The following is a 13,649-nucleotide window of genomic DNA, read 5'->3' as shown; positions in this document are numbered from 1 at the left end:
CGACGCGTGCGTAAATGTCTCACGAGGGGTCTCAAACGCGCTCCGGTTGCCGCTCGCACCGCGAATCTGGCCGGGCGTCCCGGGAAGGACGCGCTTTTATCGCCGCCTCGCGTACGCTCGCGCATGGCGAAAGTGAGCATCGGCCTCCGCGGATGGCGGTTCGATGAAGATGAGATACTCTCCGACGACGAGGAGCTGAAGCCCCTCGACGAGATCCCGGAAGAGCCGCGCGAGCGGCTCCTCAGACTCGTCGGGCTCGTGGAGGAGCCGTGTGACGTCTGCTACCTCGAACACGGCGAAGCGGAGGTCCACCGGTGTACTCAGGCCGAGATCGTATACGGCGAGCCGAACGGCGAGGTGCTGCTCTGTCCCGAACACGAGCCGGACTTCATTTACTGGTTCCGCGAGGAGGGCGGCAGCGACTACGCCGGCGAGCTGGAGTTCGGCGACCGGTTCCACGAGTGGATCGCAGCGGGCAACGAGGCACCGGAGGGGTACGGCTCCGTCGAGCACGTCGAGGAAGACCCCGAGGGCCTCCCGGATCTCCCCGACCAACAGGATATCCAAGAGCGCGTCGAGCAGGGGTTCGAGGGCGAGCGGATCGACATCCTCGAACTGGCCGGCGAGAGCGACGACGAGGCGGAACTGAGCGAAGACGACCTCGCCGACTCGGACGTCGACCTCTCGACCGACTACCCGTCGAACCGATGAGCGAGGCGGACGCAGACGAGACGATGACCCCGACGGACGGCGAGGGTTCGCCGGGTCGCGACGACGCGGTGGACAGCAGTCGTGAGGGGGCGCCCGCACGCCGAAAGCCCGTCGTGGTCGTCGTCGAACCCGAGACGCCGGGCAACGTCGGGACGATCGCTCGGGCGATGAAGAACTTCGGACTCGACGACCTCAAGCTCGTGAACCCGCCCGAACTGCCGGAAGACGGCGAGGCATACGGATTCGCTGGCCACGCCCGCGAGGACGTGCTCCCGAACGCGGACGAGGTGACCTTCGATGAGGTCGTCGCGAACTACCACACCGTCGGCACCACGGCGATCACCGGCGAAGACGACCAGAGCCACGAGCGGTTCCCGTTCAAGACGCCCGTCGAACTCAAGGAGTCGCTCGCGACCGTCGACGCGCCCACCGCGATCGTATTCGGCCGGGAGGGTCGCGGACTCAACAACGAGGAACTGTCGCAACTCGACGAGGTGTGTTCGATCCCGGCGGACGACGACTATCCCGTCCTCAACCTCGGACAGGCCGCGACGGTGCTGTTGTACGAACTTCGCGACCTGACCGTCGGGGAGACGCAGTTGCCGGACACGGCAGTGACGCGCGCACCGGAGGCGGACGTAGAGCGCTTTCACGGCTTCTTCGAGGAGTTTCTCGCGTCGACCGGCCAGCGCGAGCACGTACGCGAGAAGAACGCGCTCTTGATGCGCCGACTGCTCGGTCGGGCGCATCCCACGGAACGAGAGATCCACTCGCTTCTGGGCACGTTCCGCAAGGCGAACACCAAATTGGAGCACGCGGACCACCTCGCCGCGAAGTACGACGAACCAGTGTATCCGAGGGAGTGAGACGGATGGACCCGCTTCACGACGACCTCCTTGCCGGCGTGCGCGACGTCTCGCCGCTCATGCTCGGGATCGTTCCGTTCGCGCTCGTGGCCGGGATCGCCACCGTCGACGCGGGCCTCGGGCTCGGGGAGGCCGTGGGGCTGTCGGTGATCGTGTTCGCCGGCGCGTCGCAGCTCGCCGCCCTCGATCTCATCGGATCGGGCGCGCCGCTGGCGGTCGTCGTCGGGACTGCGGTCGTGATCAACCTCCGGATGGTGATGTACTCGGCGTCCATCGCCCCGCACTTCGCCCGATACGCGCAGGGAGTTCGAGCCGCCCTCGCGTACTTCCTCACCGATCAGGCGTACGCGCTGTCGGTCGCGGAGTTCGACGCGAACGAGGACCGGAGCCGCGCGCTGTACTACCTCGGCGCGGCGGTCTCGCTGTGGATCGTCTGGCAGATCGGCACGGTCGTCGGCGTCGTGGTCGGTGCGGGCGTCCCTGACGCGTGGGGACTCACCTTCGCGGTCCCGCTGGTGTTCCTCGCGCTGCTCGTCCCGGCGATGAAGGACAGACCGACCACCGCCGCGGGCGTGAGCGGCGGCGCGGTCGCCGTCGCCGCGGCGGGCCTCCCGCTTAACCTCGGACTGCTCGCCGGGGCCGTCACCGGCATCGTCGTCGGACTGCTGACGGAGGCGCGAGCGCGATGACTGGAGGCGACTTCGCGCTCGTTGACGGCGCTCTCATACGAGGCGTCCCCGGACAGTGGCAGGGGATGTTCGAGGGGTCTCCGAGCGTGTGGGCAGCGATCGTCGTCATCGGCGTCGCGACGTACGGCTTCCGACTCTCCTTTATCCACCTGTTCGGTCGGATCGACGAGGTTCCTCAGTCGGTGACGCGCACGCTCCGCTACGTCCCGCCAGCGGTGCTCGCCGCGCTCGTGTTTCCTGACTTCGTGACGCTTGAGTCGTCGATGGTCGCGACGCTCGCCGACGAGCGGCTGATCGCCGGCGCGGTCGCCGGCGCGGTCGCGTGGCGCACCGAGAACGTGTTCGCGACGATCACGGTCGGGATGATCGCGTTGTGGCTGTTCCGCTTCGTGGTGTTCGCGTAGGCGCGGCCGCGGACGGATCGGAGGTCGCTCAGTCGATCCGATCCACGTTCCGCGAGGCGATGACGAACACGACGAGGCCACAGACTCCGGCGAGAGCGAGTCCACGCTCGACCGAGACGAATCCCCGGGCCGGTGGCACCGCGTACGACACCGCGGCCACACCGAGGACCGCGTAGCCGACGGTCGAGTATCCGAGCAGCGCAGGTCGAACTGACGGCGTGTTCCAGAGAACGACCCACGCGATGACGCCGGCAGCGACGCCGACGGCGACGCCGGCGGGGAGGCCGACGAGTACGGAGAACTCGATTCGTGACGCGAGCGCGCTCGTGAGGACGGCGCTCACGAGGAGAGTCGTCGTCAGTCCGGTTCCGATCGCGGCGACGGGGCGAGCGTTCATGTGCGACCCGTCGTCGAGCAGCGACTTAACAACCGAACCGGATCGGCGACGACGCGGGGCCTGTGTCGGTTGACGGCCGTACCCGCTACTGGTCCGATTCGGTCGTGCGGTTCGACGACCGCTCCGATGATCGGGGAGCCTGCGGATCAGCGTGGCGGTCGAACCGGGACGCTTCGTCGGCCTCGCGCTCCCGAGCTGCGGCGATCCGTTGGGCGGCGTCGGCGACCGAGTCGAGCGCAGCGAGGAGCCGATAGCCGAGGTACGGGCCGACCGACAGCAGTGTCACCGCGATGAGTCCGAGCAGGATCTGTGCGGCGATCACGACCGAGTACGCGAGCGCAAGCAGGCTCACCGCGCCAAGCGTCGCGCCGACAGGCGTGGAGAGGGCTTCGGAGGGAGACAGCGGGTCGTGTGGCATACGCGGCGCTATCGACGGAACGTACCTAAAAATGGTGGACGGATGGTCCGGCGCGACGGGACGGATCAGTCGTCGGCGGGGGCCGCGGAGTCGCCGGCGGAGACGCCCGTACCCGGCCCGACGTCGATGTCGAGGTCCGCAAGCTTCTCGTCGGGGACGACGCCGTCGACCCAGCCGCGGGTCTCGTAGTATTCCGCCTTCATCTGGTCGAGTTCGACGAGTTCGCCTTCGCTCGCACCCGTGCCGGGGATGGCGTCCGGGTGTCCCTCGATGAAGCGGTTCGGCAGCGTGTCGTCGTCGCCGTCGAAGCCGGCGAGGTTGTTGAAGTACCGTTCGAGGTTGTAGACGCGTTCTCCGGCCTCGAACAGTTCGTCCTCGCTGATGTCACGGCCGGTCATGCCGTTGTACTGGAGCACGTACTCTTCGATCCCCTCCGCGAACGCGCTGAACTTGCAGATGTCGAAGGAGTCGGAGACGGCGTGCAGATTCTGGAAGGTGGCGGTGAGTTCGCCTTTGCCCTCCCACTCGTACGGATCGACCTTCTCCGGAATGCCGAGGATCTCGGCCGCCGGCGTGTAGCCGCGCAGGTGACACGCGCCGCGGTTGGAGGTTGCGTACGCGATCCCCATTCCTTTCATGCAGCGCGGGTCGTAGGCGGCGATCGTCTGTCCCTTGACCGAGAGCTTGTTCCCGTGTGCGTCTTTCGCGTCGGCGACGCGCTCTGGGCCCTCCGCGAGGAGGTCGCCCAGATCCGACGAGCGGTTACCGATCTCGTCGAGTAGGTCGATCATCGCCTCGGAGTCGCCCCAGTCGATGTGACCGACGCCGTCGAGTTTGCCCTCCTCGCTCATCTCCATCGCCATCGCCATCATGTTACCCGACTCGATCGTGTCGATACCCAGGTCGTTACAGCGCTGGAGCATCAGTGCGATCTCGTCGCGGTCGGAGTGTCCGGAGTTCGGACCGAGCGCCCACGCGGACTCGTACTCGTACGACTCCGTGCGGACGTTCATGTCCTCGCCTTTGTGCGTGACGTCGACTTCGACTTCCTTCTTACACGCGACCGGACAGGAGTGACACGTCGGCTCGTCGACGAGGATGTTCTCGCGGACGTTCTCGCCGGAGACGCGCTCGGCGTCGATGTCGGCCCCCTCGGCGTCGTGGTACTCGCCGGTCGAGGTGTACCGCGCGTTCTTCGTCGGGAGACCGTCCATCTCGTCGGTCGCGTTCATCAGGACGTTCGTCCCGTACATCGAGAGGCCGCCCTCATTGGGCGCGGTCACGTCCGACTCGCGGATGACCTCCATCGCCTGCTGGTAGCCCTCTTGGAACGTCTCCGGATCGGCGGGCTTCGGCATGTCGGTACCGCCTTTCACGACGACCGCCTTCACGTTCTTCGAACCCATGACCGCACCCGTGCCGCCCCGGCCCGAGGCACGGTCGTCCTCGTTGAGCACGCAGGCGTACCGAACGCCGTTCTCGCCGCCCTGTCCGATCGCCATCACGGAGAGGTTCTTGCCGACGGAGCCGTCGACTTCCTCACCGAGCGCGTCGATCGTGTCGTGGACGCCCTGTCCCCAGATGTGGGAGGCGTCGCGTACCTCGACCTCACCGTCCTCGACGAGAAGGTAGACGGGATCGTCGCTCGCGCCGTCCAGCAGGATCCCGTCGAGGCCGGCCCACTTGAGCCGCGCCCCCGACCAGCCGCCGTGATGGGAGTCGGTGACGGTCCCCGTCAGCGGTGACTTCGTCACCAAGGCGATGCGGCCGCTCATCACGGTCTGGGTCCCCGTCAGCGGACCCGTCATGAACGCGAGACGGTTGTCGGGACCCAGCGGGTCGACGTCCGGGCCCGCGTCGAAGACGTACTTCACGCCGAGCCCGCGCGCGCCGATGTACTTTTGCGCGTCTTCGTCGTCTATCTCTTGGTAATTGACCTCGTCCGCACTGAGGTCGACCTGTGCCACCCGGTCTCGGTAGCCGCCCATTTCGGTCATGTAATGTTCTACCATTATATTGGGGCCGTAGCGTGTTAGGTGTTGATTCGCAAAAGTAACCGGAACCTATTACGCGACCCGGTCGACCGGCGAGCCGGGAATCCTGCCCGCTGGGCAACTGCGTCCAGCGATTTCGACGCGGAGACATCCGCCTCCCGGGTGACACCGGAAGTTAACCCGATCCGGACCGAACAGGAGACCGTGTCGAGACACGGCCTCAGTCGCCGACATCACCGTCGCGCTCCGTGGACCTGCGCCGCCGCGGCCGCGGCCGGCGTCCTCGTCGCGTCCCTTGTCCCGGTTCCGGACCTCGCGGCCGGCGGTGTCGGTGTGCCGGGCGAAGTCACCGCGATCGGTTCGCTTCCGCCGTGGGTGAGTCTCACCACGCCGTTCCACGTCGCGGGGTACGTGGTCATCGGAGCGCTCGCGACGCGAGCGGCATGCGCGTCGTTGGTCGATCAGAAGCAACGTTGGGAATACCGTAACGACGACGAGATGGGCCGTGGAGCGACCGAGCCAGTCGACGACGCGACCGAACTAGTCGATGGCACCGCAGAGAGAACGACCGCGGAGGCGACATCGATCACCGTCGCCGCCGTGGCCGGCGTTTTCTTCGCCGCTGCGGTCGGGTTCGGCGTGGAACTCGCTCAGACGACAATACCGTGGCGGTCCTTTGCGTGGATCGACGTCGGCGTCAACGTCGTCGGTGCGGTCACCGGTGCGGGCGGCTACGCGATCCGGTGGACCGTGTCTGCCGCGCCACGGTAGAACGACTGCAACTGCTCCGGGACGGCCGCCGCGTCGACGACGTTGACGACGAGGTCCGAGCCGTCGAGCGTCTCGCCGTCGTTCGCGTAGGTGTTCTCGCGGACCGCCTGTTCGCCCATCAGATCCAGTTCGCCCGCGATGTTACCGATCACGACGCACGGCCGGTCGCGTGATGCATCGACCCGGTCGTTCGCGCGGCCGAGCCCCGTGGTCGTCACGTCGATGACGTTCTCGTCGTCCGCCCAGGTGCCGAACAGATCGAGAACGAACAGCCGGTCGGTCGCCAACGCGTCCGACAGCGCGACGCCGGCGTCGCGTCGCAGCGCCCGATCCAGCGCCGTTTTGTCGAGTGTTGGTGTCGGCGAGAGCGACACGGCACGCCCGGCGTCGATCGCCGCCGCACACAGCCCGGACACGGCGTCGTCGACGGTCTCCGCCGCTGCGTCGGGATCGACCGTAAGAACGCTTCTCGATCCCGCTGGCAGTCCGCCGTCGGCGTCGAACGCATCGATCCCGGTCGGCACGTTCGCGGCTCCGGCGAGCCGCCGGTCCCGTCCGCGCCGCGCCGCCGCGAGCGCGTCGTCTATCTCTTCGAGCAGATCGGTCGTCTGTGCGCGCTCGGAGCCTATCTCCTCGACCGATCGCTCGATGTCTCGGGCGGCGTCCGCCGTGTTCCGCGTGAGATCTGCGACCCGCGCGCTCGCCGACGCTCCCTCCGAGACGGCGTCCGAAACCTCTCCCACGCCGCTCGCGGCCGACTGCACCGCCTCGTCGACGGTGTCTAGCTCCGCTTCAGCCGTCCGCACCTCCGTCGCACCGGTGTCGACCGCGTCGACCGCGGTATCGAGCGAGTCGGACACGGCGTCGGTGACGGACCGGATCTCGTCCACCGCCGTCTCGATCTCTTCCGTCCGCGACCGCGACTCGGCTGCGAGCCCCTTGATCTCGTCGGCGACGACGCCAAATCCGGCTCCGTCGTCGCCGGCACGGGCGGCCTCGATGCTCGCGTTGAGCGCAAGGAGGTTTGTCTCGTCGGCGATTTGATCGATGACATCGACTATCTCGTCGATCCGTGAGACGTGCGATTCGAGCGTCTCGACCTGTTCTGCGACGTCTGCCGTCGCCGCGGAGGCGTCGGTCATCGCGGTTGCCGCCTCCTCGGTCGCCTCCCGACCGTCTGCGGCCGCTTTCGCCGCCCGGTCGGTCGTTCGACTCACCTCGTCAGCGCTCGCGGCGACCTCTTGGATCGTGGCGCTCAGATCCGTGACGTCCGAGGCGACCGTCTCCATGTCGTCGACCTGCGCCCCCGCGGCTTCGCCGATCGCTGACAGCCGGTGGTCGACCGACTCCGAGGTGGCGTGTACGACCCCGACTGCACCCTGTGCGTTCGCGACGAGTCCGTCGTCGAGCTCCTCATCAGTACGCCCTGTCGCGTTCGACTGCTCTGTCGCCATCGTCTGCCGTGACAAATGCCGACAACCAACAAAAGAGTTGGGTAATATAAACAATCATAATATACTATCGGAGAAACTACCGTTTTCGTAGCGGATCCTGCGAGTAAATACCACTTATGTATGTCTGCCTGCGCTTGGGACGACTGGTCGAGACCTGGCAGCGGCTGTCGAACCTCGATGACGACACGGCTTTACGCGCTCGGCCGCTTTCCCCGATAATGAGCAAGCCGAGCCCCGACGCGTACGAGCAGGGGCGCGGGATGGACGCGCACAACGCCGTGATGCGCGACATCCGCGCCGAGCGCTCGGAGACGTACGACCCGACGGATCCCACCCGCGTGTGGATCGACGAGGACAACACGCCCGACGGGGTCGTGAACTCCCTGACGATCATCTTGAACACCGGCGGCTGCCGGTGGGCCCGCGCCGGCGGCTGCACGATGTGCGGCTACGTCGCGGAGTCGGTCGAGGGAGGCAGCGTCGCCCACGAGGACCTCATGAGCCAGATCGAGACCTGTCTCGATCACGAGGCCGCCGAGGCGGACGATCCCGCTGATCTGATCAAGATCTACACCTCCGGCTCCTTCCTCGACGAGCGGGAGGTGCCGGCGGAGACCCGGCGAGCGATCGCGGAGACGTTCGCCGACCGCGACCGTATCGTCGTCGAGTCGCTGCCGGACTTCGTGAGCCGGGAGAAGATCGGTGACTTCGCCGACCGCGGCATCGCCACCGACGTGGCGATCGGACTGGAGACCGCGACCGACCGCGTGCGCCGCGACTGCGTGAACAAGTACTTCGACTTCGCCGATTTCGAGGACGCCTGCGGCGAGGCGGCCGCGGCCGACGCGGACTTTTCCGCCGACGTGGGGGTCAAGGCGTACCTCCTGTTGAAGCCGCCGTTCCTCGCGGAGCCCGAGGCCGCCGCGGACATGATCGACTCGATCCGCCGGTGTGCGGCCGTCGAGGGGTGTCACACCGTCTCGATGAACCCGACCAACGTCCAGCGGTACACGATGGTCGACGAGCTGTTCTTCGAGGGGGGCTACCGCCCGCCGTGGCTCTGGTCGGTCGCGCACATCCTCAAAGCGACCGCCGACGTCGACGCTATCGTCGTCTCAGACCCCGTCGGCCACGGCTCCGACCGCGGGGCACACAACTGCGGTGAGTGCGACGACCGCGTCCAGACCGCGATCAAGGACTTCGACCGCCGGCAGGACCCGAGCGTCTTCGGACAGGTCTCCTGTGAGTGCGAGACGACGTGGGAGCTGGTGATGGACGAGGAGACCGCATACAACATGCCACTTGCGCGCTGAGACGCCCACAGGACGCCCCCGAACCGGGCGGACCCGTCCACGCCGTCAGGCCGCCGTGTCGTTTCATAGATGATCAACGATATTCGCGTTCGAATCGTATGTGATCTATATATACCGATATATACGGATCGATCGGGTCGGACAAGACCCTTATACGTCGGGATACTTGGTTTAACCATGAATGCAGTCGCTAGCGGTCACCGGTCGGCCCGCCGGAAGTCGGTCCTCTTCTGTGCGGAGTGCAGCTTCGAGAGCGCCCTGAGCGAGGGGTGGCTCGTCGTCAGCGACGGCGACGAGCGGACGGTCGTCTGTCCGGAGTGCGGTCACGTCGCCGACCACCGGCCCGAGCCGTCCGCGCCGGCGTCGCAGTGCGCGGACTGAACCGGACGCCACGCCCGCAATCGGTTTTCAATCGTTCGCCGGTGAACGCGCCGCGAGCGCCGGTATCGCGTCGAGCCGCTCGTCGTCCAGTGCCTCCCAGTCGATCCCGAGCGGTCGCGCGTACGGCGTCTCCGTCCGGATCGTTCGCTTCGGCGTCGCGATCAAGTCGAGCGGTACGTCGTGTGCGTCCGGCTCCGGGAGCGCCTCGGCGTCTGGGCCCGTGTCGTCGACAATCCTCGTACCGCCGTCTCCTGCACCGCCACCCGCAGCGACCGCCGACTCGGGTCCGTCGAGAACCGACAGCTCGTGAACCGTCGTCGCGACCGTCGTGTCGTCGTCGACCGCATCCAGTTCGCGGAGGAGGCCCCACTCGAGGTCGCTGTACCCCTCGCCCTTTCCGATCCGTGCGCCCGCAGTCGTGACCCCGACCGACCCCGAGACCACGAGGTCGACGTGGGGGACCGCCTTGGGGGCGACCGGCGTCCCGTGCGTCGAGATCCCGGAGACGGTCGTGGCGTCGTCGACGGTGGGGGCGTCGACGGCGTCGTCGCTCTCGGCGGCCGACTCGCCGCCGCCCCCGTCGCTGGCGGCGTCCGCGACGGCGAGGTCGTCGGGGTCGATCCGGAGGAACGGATCCGGGTCACGCAGCCGCGGCTGTGCGACGTAGAGCGTCTTTCCGGCCCGGAGCGCGGCCCGCCGAACCGGGAGTTGCGGCGCGTCGGGGTTGCACTTCAACGTGCGAGCGGCCGCCCACTCCGGCGTCGCAGTCAGCCGCTCGCACGCCGCATCCGCGCCCGCGAAGTTCGGAATCCGATCGTGGGGCGGAAACGGAAATCGGGCCTGATCGCCCTCGTCGAACGCGTCCCAGACGGCCTCGCGGACGGCCTGTTTGCCCATGTCTGGAGGTGTGCCGGGAGCGACATATACGCGGCGCTGTCGAGCTTCGCTCTTGCGGCTGCCGATTCGCGTCCCGTCGCACCGCCCGCACCGCATCTCACCCCTGCCCGCGTGTATTCTCACGACGTGAAAGTCGGTTCGGCCCTATACCCCCCTGCGGCGTGAACACACAGCCATGACCGCCGAATCCACCGATGCCGTCTGTGCGGGCTGGGACGGGAGCGAGTGCGAGGGGACGGTCCACTGTCCGCCGCGCTGTCCGCGGTTCGTGGACAAACGCGGCGCGCGCTGGACGATCCGCCCGGCCGTGCCCGATGACCTCGCACCGCTCGCCGAAATGTACGAGGGGTTCGGCCGCGAGGACCGCGCGCAGGGGCTGCCGCCGGTCGTCCGCCGCCGTCGCGCGGAGTGGATCGAGTCGATGCTCGCGGAGGGGAACAACGTCGTCGCCGAGCGCGGCGGCGAAGTGCTCGGCCACGCGATGTACACGCCGACCGACGCGGATGTGCCCGAACTCGCCGTCTTCGTCCACCCCACCACCCAAGACCGCGGGATCGGAACGGAGCTGTGTCGGCATGTGATCGCGAACGCCGCGGCGGCCGACCGCGAGGCACTCGAACTCCACGTCGAGGCCGGAAACCGGATCGCCCGCAGCGTCTACCGGTCCGTCGGGTTTCAGATCGCCGAGCGGCGCGGCGATCTGCGGATGGAACTCTCGCTCTGTGACCCGGTGGCGACGCGGGTCCGACTGCCGCCGCTCGCGCGCCAGGGACCTTCCGAGCCGTCTCGCTGACCGCAACCGCTGGGCACGACCCCCTCGCTGACCGCAACCGTTAGGCGCGACCGCCGCGTGGCTCACGTAACCGTGGACGACGCCGTCGAGTGGCTGCGCGACCGCCCGTTCTACGAGGGACAGATCGCCGAGCACCGCAGGCTGCCAGCGCGCGAGCCCGCTTACCGCGACGTCGACCTCGCGCCGCGGATGGCCGACGCGCTCGCGAAAGACGGGATCGACCGACTCTACCGCCATCAGGCCGACGCGATCGAGGCCGTCCGCGACGGCGACGACGTGGTACTCGCGACCGAGACGGCGAGCGGGAAGTCGCTCGCGTACACCGTCCCCGCCTTCGAGGCCGCGATGGATCACGGCGGTCGCACCCTCTACCTCGGCCCGCAGAACGCGCTTATCGCGGACCAAGCGGAGTCGCTCTCTGAACTGGCTCGGGGGCTCGGCTTCGGCAGCCGGGTGTCGGTCGACTCCTACACCGGACGGCTCTCGCGGGCGGAGAAGCGCGGGGTGCGCGACCGCGAGCCGACCGTGCTGCTGTCGAATCCCGACATGCTCCACTACGCGCTGTTGCCGCACGCGGGGCGGCTCTGGGAGTGGTTTTTCCGCTCGCTTGAGTACGTCGTGATCGACGAGGTCCACGGCTACCGGGGTGTGTTCGGGTCGCAGGTAGCACTGACGCTGCGCCGACTGGCGCGGACCTGCGATCGGTTCGGATCCGCCCCGCAGTTCGTCTGCTGTTCGGCGACGATCAACAACCCCGTCGAACACGTCGCGACAGTGACGGGCCGTGACCCCGACGGGATCACGCTCATCGACGAGGACGCCTCGGGGCGGGGACCGCGCGACTGGGTCTTGTGGAACCCGCCGGAGTACGACGACGACTGGACGGAGCGGGGGAGCGGTCGGCGGAAGTCGAGTCACACCGAGACCAAGCGCCTCTTCTGTGACCTCGTGACCGCGGGCGCACAGACGCTGGCGTTCACCCGGGCGCGACAGACGGCGGAGCAGTACGCGACCGACAGCGCGAGCGACCTCCGCGAGCGAGGCGAACGCGACCTCGCCGATCGCGTGGGGGCGTATCAGGCCGCCCTGCCGGACGACCGCCGCCGCGAGATCGAATCGGACCTCCACGCTGGCGACCTCCGTGGCGTCTGGTCGACGAGCGCGCTGGAGCTCGGCGTCGACGTGGGCGGGCTCGACGCCGTGCTCATGGACGGCTACCCCGGGACGCGGATGTCGGCACACCAGCGCGCGGGGCGGGCAGGTCGCGGTGACGATCCCGCCCTCGTTGTGATGATTGGCGGCGAAGACCAGCTCGACCAGTACCTCATGACCCACCCGGCCGACTTCTTTGAGGCCCCGCCGGAAGACGCGATCTGCGACCCGGAGAACGACCAACTGCTCCCGAGACACGTCGCCTGTGCGGCCGACGAACACTGGCTCTCGCCGGCCGACGAACGCCTGTTCGGCGGGTCGTTCCCCGGCGTGGTCGGCGCGCTGACCGACGACGGGACGCTCGATCGACGGGAGACGGCACAGGGGCTCCGCTGGGTCCACGCCGGCTCGTCGAGCCCGCAGCAGTCGGTCAGTCTGCGGACCGCAACGGAGCGAGAGATATCGCTTCTCGACAAGTCGAGCGGCGAGACGATCGCGACGCTCGGGTTCGCCGACGCCCTGCGGGACGCACACCCCGGCGCGATATATCATCAGCAGGGGCGCACCTACGAGGTGGTCGACCTCGATCTGAACCGCGACGTCGCCGAGCTACAGCAGTCGTGGGCGGACTACTACACGCGAGTGCTCTCGGAGAAGGACGTCGTCGTGAACGCGGATCTCACGGAAAGAGACCTCTCTGCCCGCCCCGACGTTCCAGTCCGGTTCGCGGACGTCACCGTCACGGAGCAGATCACGGGGTTCGTTCGGAAAGACGCCGCGACCGGTGACTCGCTCGGCGAATCGGTGCTCGACCTCCCGGAGACGACGCTCCGGACGAAGGCCCTCTACTTCCCGATTCCCGAAGACGTCGAGGCCGGAATGCGTGCGATGGGCGGGCGAACCGCGGCGGCCGGCGGCGGGAACGAGGTGGACGCCTCGACGGACTGCGACGCCTCCTCGACGGATCGCGACGCCTCCTCGACGGATCGCGACGCCGCGTCGGGCGGTGAACACGCCTTCAACGGGGGGATCCACGCCGCCGAACACGGGCTCATCTCGCTTTTTCCGTTCCACCTGCTGTGTGACCGCGCCGACGTGGGCGGGATCTCGACGCCGTACCACACCCACACTGACGGACCAGCGGTGTTCGTCTACGACGGGTATCCCGGCGGCGTCGGGCTCACGCGCCGGGGACACGAGCGGATCGAGGAACTGATGGAACGGACCGCACGACTCATCGCCGGCTGTGACTGCGAGGGCGGCTGTCCCGCCTGCGTGCAGTCACCGCACTGCGGAAACGCCAACGAACCACTATCGAAGAGGCCCGCCGTGCGCCTGCTGGAGTCGCTGACGGGGACCGATGGCCCGGCGTAGTTCCGACGTCGCCGGCGGCGCAGTCAGTTCGCGGG

14 protein-coding genes are annotated in these 13,649 nt (G+C 68.0%); 9 read left to right on the top strand and 5 right to left on the bottom strand.

Annotation, left to right across the window (positions count from 1 at the left end; all coding sequences use genetic code 11):
• The first annotated feature begins 123 nt into the window (after positions 1–123).
• The 4 genes from EP28_RS04635 to EP28_RS04620 all read left to right on the top strand — a co-directional run bounded on the left by EP28_RS04635 (position 124) and on the right by EP28_RS04620 (position 2,670).
• On the top strand, positions 124–711 hold the full coding sequence (locus EP28_RS04635; RefSeq protein ID WP_049982855.1) for a DUF8114 family protein: 588 nt from the start codon (positions 124–126) through the stop codon (positions 709–711).
• On the top strand, positions 708–1,577 hold the full coding sequence (locus tag EP28_RS04630) for an RNA methyltransferase (protein ID WP_394297592.1): 870 nt from the start codon (positions 708–710) through the stop codon (positions 1,575–1,577). The genes EP28_RS04635 and EP28_RS04630 overlap by 4 nt, the downstream gene beginning before the upstream one ends.
• Positions 1,578–1,582: 5 nt before the next feature.
• A complete protein-coding gene (locus EP28_RS04625; protein ID WP_049982854.1) occupies positions 1,583–2,266 on the top strand; it encodes an AzlC family ABC transporter permease in 684 nt (227 codons plus the stop codon).
• 65 nt (positions 2,267–2,331) lie between these two features.
• Entirely contained in the window at positions 2,332–2,670 is a 339-nt protein-coding gene (locus EP28_RS04620; protein ID WP_049983597.1) for an AzlD domain-containing protein, read from the top strand.
• Positions 2,671–2,698: 28 nt separating this feature from the next.
• On the opposite strand, the gene EP28_RS04615 is transcribed toward EP28_RS04620, so the two are convergent.
• From EP28_RS04615 to EP28_RS04605, 3 genes are all read right to left on the bottom strand, one after another.
• Positions 2,699–3,067, bottom strand: a complete 369-nt coding sequence (locus EP28_RS04615) for a DUF8147 domain-containing protein (protein WP_049982853.1) — start codon at positions 3,065–3,067, stop codon at positions 2,699–2,701.
• An 85-nt stretch (positions 3,068–3,152) separates the two neighbouring features.
• Entirely contained in the window at positions 3,153–3,485 is a 333-nt protein-coding gene (locus EP28_RS04610; RefSeq protein ID WP_049982852.1) for a DUF8066 domain-containing protein, read from the bottom strand.
• Positions 3,486–3,550: 65 nt separating this feature from the next.
• A complete protein-coding gene (locus tag EP28_RS04605; protein ID WP_049982851.1) occupies positions 3,551–5,482 on the bottom strand; it encodes an aldehyde ferredoxin oxidoreductase family protein in 1,932 nt (643 codons plus the stop codon).
• A 159-nt stretch (positions 5,483–5,641) separates the two neighbouring features.
• Here EP28_RS04605 and EP28_RS14530 point away from each other — a divergent pair, with 159 nt between their 5' ends.
• Positions 5,642–6,250, top strand: a complete 609-nt coding sequence (locus EP28_RS14530; protein WP_049982850.1) for a VanZ family protein — start codon at positions 5,642–5,644, stop codon at positions 6,248–6,250.
• Here the strand turns inward: EP28_RS14530 and EP28_RS04595 are convergent.
• Positions 6,211–7,704, bottom strand: coding sequence for a methyl-accepting chemotaxis protein (locus tag EP28_RS04595; RefSeq protein WP_049982849.1), 1,494 nt, complete (start codon positions 7,702–7,704; stop codon positions 6,211–6,213). The genes EP28_RS14530 and EP28_RS04595 overlap by 40 nt on opposite strands.
• Before the next feature lie 218 nt (positions 7,705–7,922).
• On the opposite strand from EP28_RS04595, the gene EP28_RS04590 reads away from it, so the two are divergent.
• Positions 7,923–9,017 carry an archaeosine biosynthesis radical SAM protein RaSEA gene (locus EP28_RS04590; protein ID WP_049982848.1) on the top strand — a complete coding sequence of 365 codons (1,095 nt, stop codon included), beginning with the start codon at positions 7,923–7,925 and terminating at the stop codon, positions 9,015–9,017.
• Between the two features lie 177 nt (positions 9,018–9,194).
• Positions 9,195–9,398, top strand: coding sequence for a DUF8106 domain-containing protein (locus EP28_RS04585; protein ID WP_049982847.1), 204 nt, complete (start codon positions 9,195–9,197; stop codon positions 9,396–9,398).
• A 27-nt stretch (positions 9,399–9,425) separates the two neighbouring features.
• Here EP28_RS04585 and EP28_RS04580 read toward each other — a convergent pair whose 3' ends face one another.
• The gene (locus EP28_RS04580) at positions 9,426–10,295 is read right to left on the bottom strand and encodes a 5-formyltetrahydrofolate cyclo-ligase (protein ID WP_049982846.1); all 870 of its coding nucleotides are present in this window, start codon (positions 10,293–10,295) and stop codon (positions 9,426–9,428) included.
• A 175-nt stretch (positions 10,296–10,470) separates the two neighbouring features.
• On the opposite strand from EP28_RS04580, the gene EP28_RS04575 reads away from it, so the two are divergent.
• Positions 10,471–11,088 carry a GNAT family N-acetyltransferase gene (locus EP28_RS04575; protein ID WP_049982845.1) on the top strand — a complete coding sequence of 206 codons (618 nt, stop codon included), beginning with the start codon at positions 10,471–10,473 and terminating at the stop codon, positions 11,086–11,088.
• Between the two features lie 72 nt (positions 11,089–11,160).
• Positions 11,161–13,614 carry a DEAD/DEAH box helicase gene (locus EP28_RS04570; protein WP_049982844.1) on the top strand — a complete coding sequence of 818 codons (2,454 nt, stop codon included), beginning with the start codon at positions 11,161–11,163 and terminating at the stop codon, positions 13,612–13,614.
• Positions 13,615–13,649 lie beyond the last annotated feature (35 nt).

This window comes from Halorubrum sp. BV1 (genome assembly GCF_000746205.1).
Classification (GTDB): Archaea; Halobacteriota; Halobacteria; order Halobacteriales; family Haloferacaceae; genus Halorubrum.
The sequence above is the reverse complement of the archived record's forward strand: the minus strand, read 5'-3'. Positions and strand labels throughout refer to the sequence as shown.